This is a genomic window from Vibrio chagasii (assembly GCF_002954585.1).
GTDB lineage: Bacteria > Pseudomonadota > Gammaproteobacteria > Enterobacterales > Vibrionaceae > Vibrio > Vibrio chagasii_A.
The window spans coordinates 1,276,592-1,296,990 of the sequence record NZ_MSCI01000002.1 but is presented as its reverse complement, the minus strand read 5'-3'; the positions used below and the strand labels follow the sequence as shown (position 1 = coordinate 1,296,990).

At 44.0% G+C, this 20,399-nt stretch carries 15 protein-coding genes; 9 read left to right on the top strand and 6 right to left on the bottom strand.

What is annotated here, in order from left to right; all coding sequences use genetic code 11:
* Positions 1-2: 2 nt before the first annotated feature.
* Together BTO10_RS13905 and BTO10_RS13900 are read right to left on the bottom strand one after the other, a co-directional pair.
* The gene (locus tag BTO10_RS13905) at positions 3-701 is read right to left on the bottom strand and encodes an ABC transporter permease (RefSeq protein WP_004742255.1); all 699 of its coding nucleotides are present in this window, start codon (positions 699-701) and stop codon (positions 3-5) included.
* Between the two features lie 209 nt (positions 702-910).
* Positions 911-1,717, bottom strand: a complete 807-nt coding sequence (locus BTO10_RS13900; protein ID WP_004742256.1) for a substrate-binding domain-containing protein — start codon at positions 1,715-1,717, stop codon at positions 911-913.
* A gap of 303 nt (positions 1,718-2,020) precedes the next feature.
* On the opposite strand from BTO10_RS13900, the gene BTO10_RS13895 reads away from it, so the two are divergent.
* From BTO10_RS13895 to BTO10_RS13885, 3 genes are all read left to right on the top strand, one after another.
* The gene (locus tag BTO10_RS13895) at positions 2,021-3,484 is read left to right on the top strand and encodes a sigma-54-dependent transcriptional regulator (protein ID WP_105024906.1); all 1,464 of its coding nucleotides are present in this window, start codon (positions 2,021-2,023) and stop codon (positions 3,482-3,484) included.
* Positions 3,474-5,501, top strand: coding sequence for a sensor histidine kinase (locus tag BTO10_RS13890; protein WP_105024905.1), 2,028 nt, complete (start codon positions 3,474-3,476; stop codon positions 5,499-5,501). Before BTO10_RS13895 ends, BTO10_RS13890 begins: the two co-directional genes overlap by 11 nt.
* Positions 5,502-5,762: 261 nt before the next feature.
* On the top strand, positions 5,763-7,382 hold the full coding sequence (locus tag BTO10_RS13885; RefSeq protein WP_105024904.1) for a methyl-accepting chemotaxis protein: 1,620 nt from the start codon (positions 5,763-5,765) through the stop codon (positions 7,380-7,382).
* A gap of 123 nt (positions 7,383-7,505) precedes the next feature.
* Here BTO10_RS13885 and BTO10_RS13880 read toward each other — a convergent pair whose 3' ends face one another.
* Complete coding sequence (locus BTO10_RS13880; protein ID WP_105024903.1) at positions 7,506-8,396, bottom strand: mechanosensitive ion channel family protein; 891 nt, start codon at positions 8,394-8,396, stop codon at positions 7,506-7,508.
* 1 nt (position 8,397) lies between these two features.
* The gene (locus BTO10_RS13875) at positions 8,398-10,743 is read right to left on the bottom strand and encodes an AAA family ATPase (protein WP_105024902.1); all 2,346 of its coding nucleotides are present in this window, start codon (positions 10,741-10,743) and stop codon (positions 8,398-8,400) included.
* Between the two features lie 461 nt (positions 10,744-11,204).
* Between BTO10_RS13875 and BTO10_RS13870 the strand changes: the two genes are divergently transcribed.
* Positions 11,205-12,788, top strand: a complete 1,584-nt coding sequence (locus BTO10_RS13870) for an ABC-F family ATPase (RefSeq protein WP_004742262.1) — start codon at positions 11,205-11,207, stop codon at positions 12,786-12,788.
* Between the two features lie 171 nt (positions 12,789-12,959).
* Here BTO10_RS13870 and BTO10_RS13865 read toward each other — a convergent pair whose 3' ends face one another.
* Complete coding sequence (locus tag BTO10_RS13865; protein ID WP_105024901.1) at positions 12,960-14,849, bottom strand: methyl-accepting chemotaxis protein; 1,890 nt, start codon at positions 14,847-14,849, stop codon at positions 12,960-12,962.
* A gap of 296 nt (positions 14,850-15,145) precedes the next feature.
* Positions 15,146-15,985 carry a formate dehydrogenase accessory sulfurtransferase FdhD gene (locus tag BTO10_RS13860; protein ID WP_105024900.1) on the bottom strand — a complete coding sequence of 280 codons (840 nt, stop codon included), beginning with the start codon at positions 15,983-15,985 and terminating at the stop codon, positions 15,146-15,148.
* Positions 15,986-16,404: 419 nt separating this feature from the next.
* On the opposite strand from BTO10_RS13860, the gene BTO10_RS13855 reads away from it, so the two are divergent.
* The 5 genes from BTO10_RS13855 (at position 16,405) to BTO10_RS13835 (ending at position 20,399) form a co-directional block, all read left to right on the top strand.
* Positions 16,405-16,866, top strand: a complete 462-nt coding sequence (locus BTO10_RS13855; protein ID WP_102424329.1) for a DUF3305 domain-containing protein — start codon at positions 16,405-16,407, stop codon at positions 16,864-16,866.
* Entirely contained in the window at positions 16,856-17,503 is a 648-nt protein-coding gene (locus tag BTO10_RS13850; RefSeq protein ID WP_105024899.1) for a DUF3306 domain-containing protein, read from the top strand. The genes BTO10_RS13855 and BTO10_RS13850 overlap by 11 nt, the downstream gene beginning before the upstream one ends.
* A gap of 301 nt (positions 17,504-17,804) precedes the next feature.
* Entirely contained in the window at positions 17,805-19,472 is a 1,668-nt protein-coding gene (locus BTO10_RS13845) for a 4Fe-4S dicluster domain-containing protein (RefSeq protein ID WP_105024898.1), read from the top strand.
* Positions 19,473-19,481: 9 nt separating this feature from the next.
* Entirely contained in the window at positions 19,482-20,120 is a 639-nt protein-coding gene (locus tag BTO10_RS13840) for a TorD/DmsD family molecular chaperone (protein WP_105024897.1), read from the top strand.
* A 78-nt stretch (positions 20,121-20,198) separates the two neighbouring features.
* Positions 20,199-20,399 (top strand): twin-arginine translocation signal domain-containing protein, encoded by a 201-nt coding sequence (locus tag BTO10_RS13835; protein WP_181143982.1) that lies wholly within the window; start codon positions 20,199-20,201, stop codon positions 20,397-20,399.

Sequence of the window (20,399 nt, the reverse complement as noted above, 5' to 3'; positions counted from 1 at the left end):
TCCTAAGTTCTTAAATAGCCTTTTCCTCTCACACTCGAAAGGAAAAAGTTAAGGGCTAATGCCAGTGCCAATAAAACCATTCCTAGCGCCACACCTTGAGCGAAAGCGCCTTTGTGACTTTCCATTGCAATAGCAGTAGGGATGTTTCTTGTCATTCCCATAATGTTGCCGCCAACCATCATTGAACAACCGACTTCAGTCACAATGCGAGAAAACGCTGCAATGGCTGCCGCCAACAAAGGAAAACGAGTTTCCCAGATCAAGGTACACGCAACGCGAGTGGTTGAAACTCCCAGAGTGCGCGCAGTTTCCACTGCTCGGCGATCACTGGCTTGCAGCGCACCATGCATCATGGCAACTAGAATAGGGAAACAGATCAGCATCTGACCTAAAATCATTGCCTTTTGAGTAAATAGCAGTTGCCAATCGCCCAGTGGGCCAGAACGAGAAAGCATCATGTACATCAACAAGCCAATAACCACGGTAGGTATTGCTTGTAATGTGTTGATTACAGAAAGTAACGCCCATTTCCCTGGGAATTCCGTGTAGGCCAATAAGAAAGCCATGATGATAGAGGGAACAATTACCAAAGAGATGGCGGACAAAGATACACTGAAGGACACCGCGACGATTTGCCACAGATCGTGGTCAAAATTCACCAGTAAATTCAATGCATCTAGCGTTGTTTGCCATAAGGTCATGAAGTATCTCGTGTGAATCGATAATAGGTTTTTATCGGTAATGACTGATGTTAATCATAGCTGACACAATATTAATGAGCCTTATTGGCCAGCTATTATTTCTTTACTTGTTTGGTTTACTGACTAGTTAAGCGTAGTGCTATTTGGCAAAGAGTGAATCTTTAACCCTATTTAGCACAAGCTAGCGATTAGTCCGCGTAAGCGACAAACTACTCAGCACTAGCAACAAACAGTTGCTTGCCGTGCAGCTTAAAGTCGTTAATCAGTTTTTGACCTTTAGGGTTAACTAACCAATCGCTGAACGTTTTTGCTGCTTGGTAATGAATGCTTGGGTAACGCTCTGGGTTAACTAGAATCACTTGGTAAGGGTTGAATAGGTTCTCGTCACCTTGGAAAAGGATTTTAAGATCTAATTTGTTTTGGTAAGCCAACCAAGTACCACGGTCAGTCATTGTGTAGCCTTGCATCTCTGACGCCATGTTCAGAGTAGGGCCCATACCTTGGCCAACACTGCGGTAACCGCCAAAGTTTGGCTCCATCTTAGTTTGAGCCCAGATACCCATCTCTTTCTTATGTGTACCTGAATCATCACCACGAGACACGAACGTGACATTGTTTGTCGCAATCGCTTTAAATACATCAGCGACTGCTTTTTGAGATTCAACTTTCGCTGGGTCACTTGCAGGGCCAACGATTACAAAATCGTTGTACATTAGTTTACGAGGAAGTACACCGTAGCCTTTCTCAACAAAGTTAGCTTCCGCTTTTGGTGCATGTGTCATCACCAAATCTACATCGCCGTTTTCACCCATGCGAAGTGATTTGCCAGTACCCGCCGCTAAAACATCAACTTTGATACCCGAATCTTTTTCGAATTCAGGCAGTAGGTAGTCCAGAAGACCTGAGTGATAAGTGCTTGTCGTTGTCGCAAGCTTGATATGTGTGGTGTCTTCTGCGCTGCTAGCCGAGTAACTGACGATAGATAGAGCTGCAACAGTTAGGGGAATTGCTTTCATTATTATTATGTCCATTTTGTTAGAAATGAATGACATGTCTTCTATTTTAAAGGGCTAAAAGAAGGACATGTGCATAAGATGCCAATTATAGTAATTAGAAATCCTCTCCCTATAAGCAATCTTAATGCCAATAAATAATGCATCAAGTCTCATTAAATTGCTGTTATTTCGGACAAAACTGCGTCATTTTGCGAGACAAAATAAACCAAAACATGAGCTAGGACAAAATGTCGCACATTGTCCCTGTTGAACAAAAGGTTAATTGGTACACTCTGTCCCAACTTTCCCTAACGGCTGATCATTATGTCTTTACCTAGTTCAAACGCCTCTAACCCCAATCCAAACACTTTGACCCAATATCAGGCATTTTCTGTCCTGGTGGTTGATGATGAAATTGGTATGCAGGCAATTTTAAAGAAAGCACTAGGTAAATATTTTGGCAAGGTGTCGAGTGCCGGCTCTGTAGAAGAAGCTGAAACGCTACGTTGCAATGAACACTTCGATCTAATCGTCCTTGATATCAATCTTCCGGGCCGCTCTGGTATCGAGTGGGAAGAAGCCTTCAATGATAGCGACCGAAAAGCCGATGTGATCTTTATGACTGGCTATGCCGATCTGGAGATGACTATATCTGCACTCAAGCTCGGTGCTTCAGATTTTATTTTAAAACCATTCAACCTAGAGCAGATGATACAAGCTGTACTTCGTTGTATGGATAAGCGCCTAGACCAAAGAATGCAGTACGCGTTGAAGCGTGATGTCAGCCGCCACATAAAAACCGAGATTATTGGTAACTCAGATAAGACCAAACAACTCAAGCTACTTATCAGCCAATTTGCACCATCACGAGCGTCTGTGTTGGTAGAAGGTGAGTCTGGTACCGGTAAAGAGTTGGTTGCCCGTGGTATTCATGAGGCCAGTAAGCGTAATGGACCATTCGTACCAATCAACTGTGGTGCGATTGCACCAGAGCTTCTCGAAAGTGAATTATTTGGCCACACCTCTGGTGCCTTTACTGGTGCGAAGAAGAATCGCGAAGGTTTATTCAGAGTTGCTAACGGCGGTACGTTATTCCTTGATGAAATTGGCGAAATGCCACTGCCAATGCAATCTGCATTATTGCGAGTGCTCGAGCAGCGAACCATTCGTCCGGTTGGCAGTGAGAAAGAGATTTCTGTAGACGTTCGTGTTGTCGCGGCAACCAATCGAAACCTTCAGGAAGAGGTCGAGAAAGGGCATTTCCGTCGCGATCTCTTTTACCGACTTAATGTACTCAAGATTGATGTGACTCCTTTACGTGAACGACCATCCGATCTGATAGAGCTCGTTCCATATTTCACTCGTCTATTATCGAGTGAACTGGGTATGCCGGTTCCTCATTGGGCGCACGAAGACATCTTGGCGATGAATGAGTATAAATGGCCAGGCAACATTCGTGAGCTTAAGAACATGGTTGAGCGCTGTATTCTATTAGACAAGCCACCAGCTCACTATTGGCGAGAGATAAATGGCGAGCCTGCACCCGCGAACATTTCGGTGACGGTGTCACACGGTGCTGAAGTACCAAACTTGAATCCAACGGACGCTGCTGAGGGGTATCCCAACACCTGGACACTCAAAGAAGTTGAGAAAGCACATATCGAACAACTTGTGAGTTTCCACGATGGCAATAAATCTGCTGCAGCGAGAGATCTTGGCGTTGCACGCAAAACGTTAGAACGTAAATACAAAGATTGGAATACAGAAGGCTCTGAATATGCCGATTAGACGTCATTGGTGGGCAAAGTGGGCGTTCCGTTTCAAAACAATGGTGCGTTATCGCTTACTGTTTCTCACATCAGCGCCGATTTTTCTGACGCTTTGTGCTCTTGTTGCGATCACTTTGTATTGGTCTGTGCACTATACCTGGCAGGGCGCTTTGATTGATGTCGATGAGCGCTTAGACGTGGCAGACAACAGTATCCATCTGATTCAAAACCAGCAAGCTTACAACGTGCGTGCGTTTGCCGAGTCGTACAGTTTTCAAATGAAGCTAGCGAGTGGCGTTTCTCAAAATGAACTTATTCATTGGGTTTCTGAGAATAAATCGCGCTATGAACTCGATTTTTTGCGCTGGCGCAGTGTTGGAAGCATGGCGAAGAAACTCGAGTACCTAGATTTAGCCAATAAATCGTCATTCTTTAGTGTGTTAGACAGTAAAGAGCTTAATTACTTAGACCGTGATCTTGCCAAAAAAGCGGAAGTCCCGATGCTCAATGGTAATGACGTTGAAACTCGTGGTTTGGTGAGCCGCACTGTAGTGTCGATTAGAGATGAGAAAGGCCATGTGATCGGCTTTCTTGATGGCGGGATCTTACTGAACAACAGCACACAGTTGGTTGATCAAATCAGTAACCTGATCTATCCGCAAAGAGATGGATTTAATCTCCATGTCGGTACTGTCACCGTCTTTCTTGATGACCTTCGTGTAAGCACAAACGTGCCACTAAGCAGTGAAAACAGTGAGGGACGAGCAATTGGTACGCGCGTTTCTCATGAAGTTCACTCAAAAGTCCTCAACGAGGGCAAAGAGTGGTTGGATCGTGCCTATGTTTATGATGCATGGTACATCACCGCTTATCAGCCAATTCACGACCAGTCTGGCAAGGTAATTGGCATGCTTTACACCGGTTATCTAATTTGGCCGCTCATTGAAACCTACCTGACTAACCTTGGCGAAATCAGCATCATTATTGTGTTGCTGTTGCTTGCTTCTGGTTTGATCGTTCACCGTGGTGCCCGCGATCTTTTCGATCCAATTGAACGAATTCATAAAGTGGTGAAGCTCGTGCAACTGGGCAAAGATAAACGCATCGGCACGTTGGGCTTGGATGATCAACACGAGCTAACCTTACTTGCTAAACAGTTCGATAAGATGCTGGATTTGCTCCATGAGCGTAATCAAGAGATTCAACAAGCGGCGTTAGAACTTGAGTGTAAAGTGCATTCACGTACCGCCAGTTTGAAGGAGAAAACCGAAGAACTTGAGTTACACATTAAACTGCTCAATCAAGCGAGAGATAAGCTGGTGGTCAATGAGAAACTGGCAGCACTCGGTGAGCTTACCGCTGGTATTGCTCATGAGATCAACAACCCAACAGCGGTAATTCTTGGCAACGTTGAGTTGATGAAATTTGAGCTAGGTGATGAAGTCAGCCGTGTCGAAGAAGAGGTTCATGCCATTATGGAGCAAATCGACCGAATCCGAAACATTACGCGAAGCTTGCTGCAATATAGCCGACACGGTGGTGTGCAGGATGAGATCACGTGGCAACACATCAACCCGATCGTTGATGAAAGTATCACGCTCGTGAAAACCGGGGCGAAAAAGCGCGATATGGTTTACGTTTCGAACCTAAACGCTAAAACATCGGTTGAAGTAAATCGAAACCAACTGCTACAGATTCTGGTAAATCTACAAATGAATGCGATTCATGCGATGGACGGGCAGGGAACATTAACGATTTCGAGTGAAGACTGGGTTGAGAACGGTGTATCTCACGGTGCTATCGTACATGTTGAAGACGAAGGTTGTGGCATAAAAGAAGAGCAATTAAAGCGAATCTTCTCACCATTCTATACAACGAAACGCGACGGTACTGGCTTAGGCTTATCCGTATCTCAGAGTATCTTGAGCCAAATTGGGGGCGAGATACGTGTAGAATCAGAAGTGGGGAAAGGCAGCCGCTTTAGTATCTACCTTCAACAAAAAGCGACACCGCAGTTGTTGATTTCAAATCTCTGAGTTAATTAAAGAAACTGTCACACGATCGTTACTTTAAGTGCTTGGGCTGCTAGTTCAATTTTCAGCCCAAGCACGAAAATCCCGCACTAATAAATCATCACCCACAAAACCTCAACCTCTACCGGTTTGACCTATACCTCTTTTTAGTTATGTAACACAGTGTATATTTGACGATCTTGATGCATATCATCTGAACTGTACGAAATTTTGATAACTTGGTCCAAAATCCATAATCAAAACATATATTAAAGTCAGTCAGCTATGAAATTAAGTAATCTATCTATCAAGTCAAAACTCGCCTTAATTGTCATTCTATCGGTTGTATTACTGGTAATGGCATCAACATTTAATCTGATGCAACAACGAGCCAGTTCCATGGAAGAGCGTCAAGATAAACTCAGCGCTCAAGTTGAAACTGCCGTTAGCTTAGCCAGCTATTACTACAGCCAACGCAGCGTGCTCGGTGAAGAAGTCGCAAAGGAGCGAGCGCTACAAGCTATTAAGACGCTTCGTTACGACAACACCAACTACTTCTGGATCCTCAACCAGCAACTCAACATTATCAGCCACCCATTAAAGCCAGAGCTAAACGGCACCAACGCAGGTAACTTGAAAGACGGCGCAGGAAAGCACCATTGGCGTGAAATGGTGACGATCTCGCGCTCTCCTCAAGAAAAAGGCTTTCTCGATTATCAGTGGATGAGCCCTCAAGGTGAACTCAAAGATAAAATCTCTTACGTACAGCTCTTCCCGGAATGGAACTGGATTATTGGCTCAGGAATACTGGTCGCTGATATTCAAGAGGCTTTTTACGCATTGGCACTGAAGGAAGGCATGGTCGCGGTTGTTCTATCAGGTTTGCTGTTTGCGATGGGCTATGCAATTTCAAATAACATACTGGTCCCACTTAACAAGCTTATCGACAACACACATAAGATAGCCGATGGTGACCTTCGTGTGCGTATGAACATGACACGTAAAGATGAGCTAGGCGATATGAGCCACCAGATCGATACCATGCTCGACAAACTGCAAACGACGCTTCGCACAGCAAACGAGTCTGCGGACCTGTCTAGCAATATGGCAAGTCATATTGCTCAGGCCAGTGAAGAAGCAGCAACCAGTGTCAATTCGCAACATGCACAACTTGAGCTGTTATCGACAGCAATGACAGAGATGAGCGCGACAATTTCAGATGTCGCGATGAATGCAGAAAACACCGCTGCGAGTACCAACAAAGTGGTCGATCACGCTAACCAAAATGATGAAAACATGCAGGTAACCGCAACGACCATATCTCAAGTATCTGAGAATATTTCGACTGCAAACAACTTGGTCAGAGATCTTCAATCTGGAGTTACAGAGATAAGCCAAGTAGTCGGTGTGATTCGCGATGTATCAGAACAAACCAATTTACTGGCGCTCAACGCTGCGATTGAAGCAGCACGAGCAGGGGAACAAGGGCGAGGGTTTGCTGTCGTTGCCGATGAAGTTCGTAATCTAGCGAGCCGCACGCAGAACTCTACCAACGAAGTGCAATCGACCATTGAGAAGCTAACACAACAAGCTGAACGTACATTTAATGCTATGCAAAGCAGCAATGAGAAAGTGGACCACAGCGTGGTTGCATCTAACGAGACACGCCAACAACTCGATGTTATTGTGAATGAGCTACACAACGCCAATGATATGGTTTCGCAAATTGCTGCAGCATCCGAGCAGCAGAGCACAGTAGCAACAGAGATGAGTGAGAGTGTCACTGGTATTCACTTGGCCGCTAACGAAGTACTACAGGCCTCACAATCGTTGGCTGAAGACAGTCAGAAGATGGCAAACACCACTGAACATCTCACTGAACAGTTGAAGTACTTTAAGGTTTAGTTCAATTAACCAAGCCGGAAAGACAACAGCGTTAAATAGGCGGAAACCATAAAAAAACACCTCCGAATCTTATTCAAGTACGGAGGTGTTTTTGTTTTTAACAATCTAGCTATCAACCTAAAATTAAGAGTGGGCAGCCACTGAGATTTTAGGTGGGTTGATATTGTGTTTCTTAAACTCTTTCATGACACGAAGTGTAATATCAGTCTCGAACAACTTCTCATAGGCTGTATCCACCACATAAGCCTTACAGGTTAGCTGTATTGCTAGGTAGTTGTCAGTAATGGTCTGTTTCACCAATACCGTCACAGGCTTGGGTAAGTGGATGTAACGGCTTGATGAAGCCGCTTCCTGTATCAGATCACGGGCGAGGGTAATGTCCTCATCCATACCGACATAAAACGGAATCACCACCTGCATATCCAACGCGCCATAGTTACCACTGGTGGTTACTTCGTTTAAGAACTTGTTGTTTGGAATTGTAATGATGTCGTCGTTCAAAGTTCTCATACGTACTGAGCGTAAACCAATAGTAATAATGTCTCCGTAGTTACCTTCGAACGTGACGCGGTCACCTACCTGAAATGGTCTATCAATCATTACAGTGATACCCGCGATGAAAGAGGCCGCCAAGTCTTTAAGCGCAAAGCCGACCGACACTGCTAGGGTACCGCCAATCAGAGCCAAGATTTGGTCGTTTATGCGGAAACTCATCATGAACACGATAAGACCAGTACTCACATAAATGAAGAATTGCATGAACGATTGAAGCTTTTGCAGCAACATTCGATATTGCACGAATTGGCTACCAAAGCTGGTCACCATTGAGTTAATGAACTTCAATAACAACCACATCGCAGCAATGACGATGATAGAGAAGAACACGCCACTCCAACGCACCAAGCTCGCAATCTTAGAAATGTTTTCTACATTGGCTAACTCTTCTGTCGCGTAAGTCGGGAAACTTACCGTCGTCGCCAAGCCAACAAGTAATAGGACAAATAACTTCTTCATTTTACTTCACCAATAAATGTTGACGGTCGAGAACGTTAGTAATGTGACGGAACCAGTGATCAGAGATTCTTGCCTTATCTTCATTCCAGCCAATGTAACCACGGCTTTCGAAGTAACGAAGAATACCGGTGATTTCAGCAATACTTAGCTGAGTACATTCTGATAGCACCTCGGTAGACGCGATTTCTAACTGAACGATAGAGCGCAGTACCGCCAGCATCGGTTTTGGCATGTTCTCTAGTTCTTGAGCCTCAGGCACATGGAACAACCTTACTACCGCTTGGTCTGTCTCTTTGTTCCTGTTTAAAGAAAGACGGAAGAAACGCAGTGCAACGGTTGGGTTACCATCTGAGTAGTGCCACAAGATACGATAGAAACCTTGGCGCGCGCGCTCTTCTTCGCTCATGTCATCTTGGTCCCACTGCTTTGGTACCACTAAACCATCAAATGATAATGACTTCTCAAGCTCGGTATTGATACGGCTAGTAAGCAACTCGCCAACTTGTTTCTCTGTCCAACGCGGAAGGAAGCAAACCAAATCAAATAACAGACGCTCACCACGAGCTCGATCGACAAATCGCCAGCTAGACTTAGCAATCGACATCACGATTCTGTGGTTCTTCTTCGAACGACGCAGTAAGTTAGTCAATCGAATCAGATCTGAAAGACCACCAACCATTGGTTTAACTAGGCGCTGGGCATTATCAATCGCAATCAGATAAGCCGTCTCACTCTTACGAAGATGCGCCAAGATTTGAATCTCAGTTGCGTCTTCTTCCAAGCCAATGCTTACCGCAAGGTGACACAGTAATTCTTGGTAACCCGCGTAAGGACAGCTAACGTAAATTGGCTCTGCATTCGATACCTTGTGCAGCAAGGTATACAGAAGCGTTGTGGCACCCACACCACGTTCACCAGAGACGATACAAATCGCCGGGCTGTCGGACATCAAATAGCGAGAAAGTTGTTTAACTTCATCGCCGGCATAGTCAATCAGCTCGCTGTCGATGGATCCAGGTAGAATGTATTCGTATGTTTGATCACCTTTGATGCGCACTAGGTTTTTCTGGTTCTTATCGAGATCAGACTGCTTAGCCACTTCAATCCTAAACAGATAAGCCAGTGCTTGACTGAATACTGTGTAGTTAGAAAGCAGCGACATGATACGATGCTGGAAGTGATACACACTCAACCAAGCGATACCAAGCGCAGTCGCGAGGATATTAAGTAAGAAGGTATCTTGGCGATTCACAGCCCAATTAACCCACACTGGACGGTCAGAGATATGCTCTAGGGTATTGAATACCTTAGCTCTCCATAAACGAAGGACCGAGATGGTCACCAACACAAACCAGAAGAATAGGACGCTATAAATCCAACTGTAAATGGTGCCTTTACCTAGCGTAATACTGGAAATCTGAAGAATCACACCAGCAACAATAAAACTCCACACATAACGTCGAATCGTTGAAAGGCGTAGGGCAATCACTTCTTGGTTTGATGTGCGACCCATGCGGTACGCAAACTCCAGAATGAAGCTGATGGCGATCGAGCCGCCTAGAATCCACCATGTAAAGATCTCAAGGAATATTAGGTGTTGCAGGCTAGGGATACTTGAAAGTACACGCAGCGACAGCGTGATAGCAATTAACCAAGCAATGGCTCTATCCGCACGGCTCACATACCAAATTAAACGAATCAGGAATGGAGGGTTTGGTTTCGCCTCAAGCAGGTTAACACGAAACAGTTCAATCAACCTTTTGCTGTTCGCTAACCACCACACTAGTGCAAAGTAGATGAACAGTACTTTTAACGCCGCACCAATTACAGGCACCGGCGAAATGAAGATATCTTTAATAAGTGCTTTGAAGCTACGTATTTGGAAATACACCAAGTATTCGACGTTTAGCTTGGTCAGTTCCCACTCTTGCTTAAACTGAGTAACACCGTAAGGGCCAAAACCGGTCAAGCGTTCTCTGTTACTTGCTGTGCTTTGCTCCAATAAGTGCTGCTTACTCACATTCAAACTGTTCAACGTGACGTAGCTAGACTCCACATCGAACCACTGCTCTGGCTCGCTGTTTTCACGATAGGCTTTGAGTCGTTGGTCGAACTTAGCGATTTGCTGATTCTGGACACGAAGTACCTCTGCGAGCAGTCGGTTTACTTTGCGTTTGTCAGACACTTCCATAAACAGAGGGTCGGGTAGTTGATCGATCCGATTATTCAGATCTTGGGCGATGTCAGAGACCTGAGGCTGTGATTGTAAGTCATATTCCAAGTTGGCATGACTTGGCCATGAGAGCATGGCTAATATGAAGAATAAGAAGCGCGGTAATGAACGCATAAAAGTCTCTTAGAATTATGAGGTTACGATTACTATAGTTAGAGAATCGAGCTTTGTGAAATCTCGTGCATCAATGAGGGCGAGTACTTTATCCCCGAATCTGGGCTCATTGTCATGAAACTGTCAGTCATTGAGCTACTATTTGTTCATTGAAGAGTGTTGTGAATAGCTCGATGCAAAGTAGGTTTGTTTGTAACAGATTGCTATGCGATATATTAAATTATTAAGACGAGATATGTCTTTATATAAGACGGTTTTTACTCGTTGGTTCAGTGCTTTGTATGTTGCAGGATTGGCTTATTTATCACTCCATAAATAGAAATCAAAAATGTGAGTTACCTCAAACTATGATTTAGCTAGGTTATCGCTCACTTATTAGCGGGTAATTGCAATCAATACTTGCAGTTAAAGCCCTGAACAAGTAACGTTGCGGCGTTTTTCACATTAAAAAGGTAAAGGCATTGATCTCCACAGCAAATATCACCCAACAATTCGGCGCTAAGCCACTTTTCGAAAATATTTCAGTTAAGTTCGGCGAAGGTAACCGTTACGGTTTAATCGGCGCGAATGGCTGTGGTAAATCGACGTTCATGAAGATCCTATCAGGTGAACTAGAGCCGACTTCTGGTAACGTAAGCTACGATCCAAACGAGCGCGTAGCTAAGCTAAACCAAGACCAATTTGCTTACGAAGAATTCACGGTAATCGACACGGTTATCATGGGTCACAAAGAGCTATGGGCAATCAAGCAAGAGCGTGACCGCATTTACTCTTTGCCAGAAATGAGCGAAGAAGACGGCATGAAAGTCGCTGACCTTGAAGTTCAGTTTGCTGAAATGGACGGTTACATGGCTGAAGCGAAAGCGGGTGAGCTTCTTCTTGCTGTTGGTATTGAAGAATCACAACACTTCGGCCTAATGAGCGAAGTAGCACCTGGTTGGAAACTTCGTGTGCTTCTAGCGCAAGTTCTGTTCGCAGACCCGCACATCATGCTTCTAGACGAACCAACGAACAACCTGGACATGGATACTATCCGCTGGTTGGAAGAGACACTAAACCAACGTAACTGCACAATGATCATCATTTCGCACGACCGTCACTTCCTAAACTCTGTATGTACACACATGGCTGACCTTGACTACGGTGAACTTCGCCTGTTCCCAGGTAACTACGATGAGTACATGACGGCAGCGACTCAAGCGCGTGAACGTCTACTGTCTGACAACGCTAAGAAGAAAGCACAAATTGCTGAACTTCAAACGTTCGTTTCTCGTTTCTCTGCTAACGCTTCTAAAGCGAAGCAAGCAACGTCTCGTGCTAAGCAAATCGATAAGATTCAACTTGAAGAAGTAAAAGCTTCTAGCCGTCAAAACCCATTCATCCGTTTTGAACAGTCTAAAGAGCTATTCCGTAACGCACTTGTGGTTGAAAACCTATCTCAAGGCTTTGAAGAAGACCTATTCAACAAGTTCGATGCAATCTTCGAAGTAGGTGAGCGCGTTGCAATCATTGGTGAGAACGGTGTGGGTAAAACAACACTACTTAACACACTAGCTGGCGAACTTGAAGCTCGTACTGGTGAGTACAAGTGGTCTGAAAACGCAAACATCGGTTACTACGCTCAAGACCATGCTCATGATTTCGAAGAAGACATGAACTTGTTCGATTGGATGAGCCAATGGCGTCAAGAAGGTGAAGACGAGCAGGTTGTACGTGGCTTCCTAGGTCGTATGCTATTTGGTCAAGACGACATTAAGAAATCAGTTAAGGTAATTTCTGGTGGTGAGCAAGGTCGTATGCTTCTTGGTAAGATCATGATGCACAAGCCAAACATCCTACTTATGGATGAACCAACTAACCACATGGATATGGAATCTATCGAAGCGCTTAACTTGGCTCTTGAGAACTACAAAGGCACATTGTTCTTCGTATCTCACGACCGCGTATTCGTAGATTCTCTAGCAACGCGTATTCTAGAAATCAAAGATGGCAAGATTAACGATTTCCGTGGTACTTACGCTGAATTCCTAAAAGCACGTGGCTAATTTTGGCTAGTGTTTTGGACACCGCTGTTTGTAGACACCAATAGTCTAGAGTAACGGAAAATGTCCTTATAGAATTGAAACGCCCTTATCTGCAGAAAGCGATAAGGGCGTTTTTTATTACCTGCAGTTTATTCAGAGATGGTGATAGTCCACAACACAGTGGAATACACATCAGTATTTAAACTGAGCCACAATCTCCTCTAATTTCACACTCACACTCGATACCTGTTCACTACAACGCACTGAACCTGATACCACGGTATGTGTATTACTTGCTAGATGAGCGATGTCGCTGATGTTTCGGTCTATCTCCGCAGATACCATAGATTGTTCTTCAGACGCTGTCGCTATTTGACTATTAAGATCGAACATCTCTCCAACTTGGAAGTGGATACCTTCAATCGCATTAACCACATCTTTAGTCTGGTGCTTAACTTGTTCGGTTTGTTCTAAGCTTGCCGACATATTGGCGACTGTCTTGGCAATGCCGGAAGTCAAACCATGGATAGTCGATTCAATCTGATGAGTCGAGTCGTTAGTCATCAGAGAAAGCTCTCTCACTTCAGAGGCAACCACAGCAAAGCCTCGCCCGTGATCGCCTGCACGAGCAGCCTCAATCGCCGCGTTAAGCGCGAGTAGGTTAGTTTGTTCTGCAATCCCTTGAATCGTCGTCACCACTTGATTGATTTCACGGCTCTGTTCTTCAAGCTGTACGATTAAGTCTTGCGACTCTGCAATGTTCTCAGCCAAAACATTGATACTCGAATCCGTTAAATGTGTTTCTTGTAGTGCTTGATGGGCGTTGTCTTTAATCTTCTCTGCATTAGTCGCAGCATTTTCTATATTGACTGTGACTTCATTACTGGTCATCACCAATTCGTTAACTGCCGTTGCGACCGACTCCGATTGTTGTTTCTGTTTCTCTGCATTGCTCATGCTTTTGATCGCGGCTTCTTCAGAACTACACGAGCTGTCGGTCAGTACCTTCATTACACTCGACAGCTCTTTGATGTTTCCATGTAGTTTATTGATGAAGGTATCGAATGAGTGAGCGAGCTGGGCTAATTCGTCGTTACCTTTGGCATTCATTCGCACCGTTAAATCACCATCGCCATTGGCAATCGACTCCATCATGACGTTAATCGCTTTAATACGCGCGAGTATGTTGCGACCAATGAACACCAACAACAAAGAAAGCAATGCGACGATAGCGGCACCAAACAGATGCAACATATTTTGTGTGTGTCTAACTGCCGCTGTAATTGCTTGGCTTATCTCATTCTGCACTTGTTCAATGGCTTGTTCCGTTTGATGGACATTGCTACGTAAGGCGCCTCTGAGCCCCAACTCTGCAGACAAACCTAGCTTACTGTTAGCAACCAACAGGGTTTCAACCGCAGCCTTATATTCGGAATAGGCTTGTTCAGTCACAATCGAGGTTTTGGAGTAGGGTTTGAACTCTATGAGTGCTTGTTCTAACGCACGGTTAGTTTGATCGTTTGTATGTGCAAGATAATGGAAGTCTTTTTCTATTAGCTCCAACAGAGCAAGCTCCAGGGTTAAGTTAGACTCGTGCTCGATAGCGACTTTCAGGTCTTCTCTTCTTTCTCCCAACGTCGCAACAAAACCCAACGGGGCGGTTGTTCGTTCTATATCGTTGACTTGATCGACTATCTGATGGAATTGTTTTTGATATTGATGAAGGGTATCTGAAATGTGAGTCATCTGATCGGATAGGTGAAGCTGGTGTGAGGTTAAGGTTTGGCTCAGAGTCACCAATCGTTCATTCAAGATGTTGACGGTTTTATCGAAGCGTTCTGCGTACTTCTGGTCATTGCGGGCTAAGAAATCTTTCTCATGTCGCCTTAACGTTAATAAATCGACCGAGCTTCTGAGGTTTTCGGTCGCAGCGATCTCCAATGATTCCAATTTGTCTAAACTGAACTGCTCGTAGACGGCATAGATAAAGACGGAAATAAATAGGGTGAGGTTGATTAGAATGAACTTACTACGAATTGAAAGAGACAGCGATCTACGCTGAGGTTCCGATGGATTACTCATGGTTAATTCCCTTTAAGCCGGTGACGTTGATATTCATCTTTAATTTTTTATTAATAGATTCATTAAATTGATGAATATGTAATTAATAGCTTATGGAATTCGTAAAGCAAGGTTAGTTTCGTATTGATGTTCAAAGAGATGTACTAGTGTGAAGAAACAGAACTAATAACTTTATGCGATTAACTTAAATTAGGTCTTATTATTCGGTAAACCAATGATTTACTCCCATACAAATAAAAACGCCGTTCATTAACCTTAATGAACGGCATGGTTTATTCACTTGTAGCAGGGGAAATCTAGCCCTCTGAAGGCGCTTGCTCGCCTTTGACGTTGAAATCTATCTTGTCTGCACCAGTAAACACTTGGAAGCGCAAGCCTTTAGCACGAGCAATCGTTGTTATGCCGAACTTCTTCGCTAAATCTAAGCCCATTTGTGTAACGCCAGAGCGTGATAGCAGAACAGGGATTCCCATCTGCGCTACCTTAATCACCATTTCAGAGGTAAGACGACCTGTGGTGTAGAAGATCTTATCTCCGCCATCTTCTTTGTTGAGCCACATCTCACCCGCAAGGGTATCGACGGCATTGTGACGACCTACATCTTCCACAAACGACAACACTTGGTCATCTTTGCACACCGCACAACCGTGAACCGCACCCGCTTTCTTGTAAGTATCGTTGTAGTGGGTCAAAGCCTCTAGTGCCGTATAGATTTCAGACTGCTTAATCTTAGTTTGAGGTACTTGGTAATCTTCTAACTGTTTCATCACATTGCCGTACATGGTGCCTTGACCACAGCCAGACGTCACCGTCTTCTTCTTCAATGCTTGCTCGAGTTGGCTTGTGTCTTCTTTAGTGATGACCGCTGCAGAGCTGGTTTCCCAATCAATAATGATAGATTCAACGGCTTCTGGATCAGAAAGGAAGCTTTGGTTTTTCAAATAACCTAAGACTAATGCTTCCGGGCGTGAACCCAATGTCATCAGAGTGACGATCTCTTTCCAGTTCAGCATTACCGTAAGAGGGCGCTCACAAGCGATTTGTTTTGTTAGCTTCTCACCATATTCATCAAACACTTCAACTTCGATGGTCTGAAGTGGGTTTTCACTGGTTTTTATTATGTTTGGTTTTACCACAGTCACGTCCTACTTAATGAGATAGCGATTTTATGAGATAGGCGTTAACAAGAGCAGCATAGCTCTTGTTACTAAATGCGTTAGTTTATATGTGTCGTTATCGTTCACGTTTCAATGAATAAACATACAACAGCATGGCGAAGAGCGTTTGCAAATCTTATTCCAAAATAACGGGGATTCGTTAAAACATGAAGCATTAGATTAAAATAGCGCAAAATATGAGAGTTCACCGAGACTAACTGTCTCAAACCAGCGCAATCGACTAACGTTATAAAGGTAACTTAGCGACAAACGCAACACAGACACAGTAGGACTCAAGCTGTATTGGCGTGTTTATTGCTTTGTAGAGGGTATATGGTTATGCGAAGTACAAAATGTCCTACGTACGATCAGAATAAAGAAAATCAATTGGGTGCAGTATGTCTGAGATAAAAGAATTCCAAGAACACTACGAAAAAACAGAATCAGCTTGGCCAATAGGTGTCCAAAGAATAGAGAAAGAGATCAAAACTGGCATTTGGGTAACGACTCAATGGGAACTCATCGGTTTTGAATTATCACCTGAAAATGAAACCCCAGACGTATGTTTGCTCCAACTACACAAAGACGAACGTACCGACTACCGCTTCAATCTAAGCTCTCAGCAACCTAAGCTATTCTTAGTCATGGATAATGTTGACTCCGGTAAACCTATTATTCAATTACTGACAGCATCACAAACAGTCGCAGGCCAGTACATGGACGGAGATAACCAAGTATTGTCTTACGACATGCCTTTACCTGTACAAGCGTGGATGGAAGCCTTTATCGGTCGTCATGGCGAATTATTAGAAGCTAGACGCAAGAAGCGTAAAGGGGCAGGTCGTTCTAATGGCAACTAACTTTTTTAGCCGTTGGTCTCAACGAAAGCTCGATGAATCGACTGACAAAGCGCTCGAAGCTGAACAGCCTGTTGAGGAAACCTCGGTTACTTCTTCTGAGCCAGCTTCTCAAACACTCAGCTCAGCTGAAGAACTCACACCAAATGACCCAACTTCTATCGAGCCAACTAATGCTTTAGAAGAGTCTGCTGACACTAAAGAGTCGGCATCAGAGACTACTGAAGAGCTGTCTATGGCTCAATTATTGGTATCAGAAGCATCAGAAAGCGTAAAAAAAGCCGCATTACGTAAATTATTTCTCTCAGAAGAGTTTAACGTACGTGATGGCTTAGACGATTACGATGACGATTACAGTAATCTTAAGTCACTTTCTGAAGGTGTCGCTGAAAGCTTACGTGATTGGGTAAAAGAGAAGGTAGAAGAAGAAACGCCAAGCGAACAAGAGCAAGCTACTGAAAATCAAGAAGAAGCTTCAATTAACAACGCTGAAGAAGCGGAATTAGATCTTGTTGAAAGTGACGAGATTACGAGACAACAAAGTGAACTGTATAAAAACACAGTATCAGATAATTTCGACACCGATGCTATCGAAAATGACCCAAAAGAGGTGAGACAAAATATACCACACAAAGAATAGGTACATTTTGACTAAACACTCAATGAACCGCTTGCGACAAAATGTCCCAAGCGGTTTTTTTATTATCAATATCGATTTAAATTTAATCTAATTCATTGAAAATATTGAGTTATTAAATTGGCACGCCATTTGCTAAAACCAGTCCATTATCGACTTTTTTGTAGATAACGCGCGTAAACTTGACGAGTGAATGAATAGTTAACGAGACCATAAGTTGTTAACTGATTACTCAGCAAGTTCTCCAACGCTAACTACAATGAAGATTGAACAGATTATCCATATCCAAAAATGGAACTGAGCAATGCTTAAACAATTATTAGAACAAGCAACTTCAAATAACGCAAAGGCGAGGCTGTATGCGTTTGAGAACACTGTTGAGTTAACAAACCTAATTCCACCGACAGTCAGTTATGAAAGTGGTGGTAACACGCTAATTATTGGTCCAACTGCGATCATTGAAAGTGCTGCGGCTCAATTGCCTCAGTTAACAAGCCTGACACTACTTTCAACAGACGGTGCGAAAGCGACTAATGCTGAGTCAGAGCTTTACTACGCAAATGCTGTTCAGGTTTCTGGGTTCCTTGGTACATTCGAAGTTCTAATCGAAAACAAAGGCCTAAACAATAACCTTGCGAAAGTAGCAATCAATCATGACTGTTTTGATGTGGTTTTGGATCTATGTCTGAATAGCTGCATGACAGAAGAAGTGCCTGTTCCTGGTTATTACCCAGTAGGGCGCGGTTATCCAAAGCTAGCTGAAGCGTTAGAAGAAATTCCTACGTTAATGGGCACGTTTGATAAGCCTAAGTTCTTCCGTTTGGACACAGACCTATGTGCACACAGTTCTCGTGGTGTTAAAGGTTGTGAGCGTTGTGTTGATGCTTGTCCTGCAGGCGCACTTTCAAGTGAAGGCTCTGATAAGACAGGTCACAAGATTGAGATCAACCCTTACCTATGTCAGGGCGTGGGTACTTGTGCAACGAGCTGTCCGACAGAAGCTATCTCTTACGCATTGCCTAATCCTGATGATACTCAAAAATTCATTGAACGTACGCTAGCCAACTACGAGCAAGCGGGCGGTTTGGATCCAATCGTACTTATCTGTAGCTCACGTCATGAAACCTACAACGTGATGGCTCTTAAAGCGCTACCAGACAACGTGATTCCTATTGTTGTCGAAGAGCTGCCATCTATTGGTATCGATACTTGGTTTGCAGCATTGGTTAATGGCGCGACTCAAGTTCTGTTTGCGGCATCTCGCTTTATGCCAGAAACGATCATTCGTGTTCTGAATAACGAAGTAGGGATTGCTCAAGAACTGCTAGACCAAATCGGTATTCCGAAAGAAACCATCGATATTCTGTACTTAGAATCTCTGCGTGAAGGTCCTCCGACACTTTGTGTGGATTCGTTCGACCTTGCACTTGGCGATCTTCAAGGTAACAAGCGTCAACGTCTATTCACTGCACTTGATGCGATGTCTTCAGCTCGTATTCCTGTTGAGAATATTGTTGAGCTTCCGTTAAACGCTCCATACGGAAACGTTTCGTGTGATAGCAAAGATTGTACGTTGTGTATGAGTTGTGTGGCTGTGTGTCCGACACGTGCACTTCATACCGACGGAGCTTCTCCATCACTTAAGTTTGTAGAACAAGACTGTATTCAATGTGGCCTGTGTGAGAAGGCATGTCCTGAAAATGTTCTGACTCTTACGCCTCGTATGAACTGGGTGAAAGAAGAGCGTCAGAAAGCGGTTGTGATTCATGAAGAGAAAGCAGCGGAATGTGTACGTTGCCATAAACCATTCGCACCTCAGTCTATGATTGACATGCTACAGAACAAGTTACGCGGTCACTCTCACTTTTCAGATGAAGCTGCGATTAACCGTATTGCGATGTGTGAAGACTGCCGTGTGGTGGATATGTTCGATTCAATGGCTCAAGACCCATTGAAACAATTGAAATACTAGGAGTTAGCCTTGGACACGAATTTGGATCAGGCACAAGAACAGACACTAAGAACTGAAATCTACTTGGTTCTTTCTGCACTGTTTCGTAGCGCACCTTCTGAAGAGGTGATCGACTTTCTAAAAACGCTCGATATTGAAGCGTCTGAAAGCGCAATGCAGAAAGCTTGGATTGCCATTCAACAAGCAGCAACAGAATCAAACCGCGAAGCACTGGAAGATGAATATCAAGACCTTTTCATTGGCATTGGTCGCGGAGAGGTCGTTCCATTTGGTTCTTGGCATCGCACGGGCGCCATGATGGAAAAACCATTAGCTGACATTCGTCATGATTTAGAGCTTCTAGGCATTGAGCGTGATGATCAAGTAAAAGAGCCAGAAGATCACATCGCGGCACTTTGTGAAGTGATGGCGATGCTAACGGCTGAGGAAGAAGCACTGCAACAAGCGGTATTCAATAAGCACCTTGGCCCTTGGTTTAACTCTTTCACGCGTCAGCTTGAAGGGGCAGAAAGCGCGAACTTCTACAAATCGGCCGCTCAGCTATGTGAAGCATTCTTAACGTTAGAACAAGTACGTTTTAGCGTGAATACAAAAAGCAGTAAGCACAAATTAAAGATTGATGTGAAAAACGTCACTGATTACGAGTAATCGAGCAGTACGCGATTATATCGATAGAGGGGCATTAAGCCTCCAAAAAAAGATCTACCGTAAGGTAAGGAAGCAATGATGAAAGATAATAAAGATATAAATACAAGCCGTAGGGATCTACTCAAAGGCTTGACGACTGCAGCCGTTGCTGGTGCCGTTGTCGCTGGTACAACTCAAGTGGCAACCGCTTCAGAAACTGTTGAAATTTCGAAAGAAGACGTGAAGAAGACTGGCTATCGTGAAACGCAACACATTCGCGATTACTACGACACACTTTAG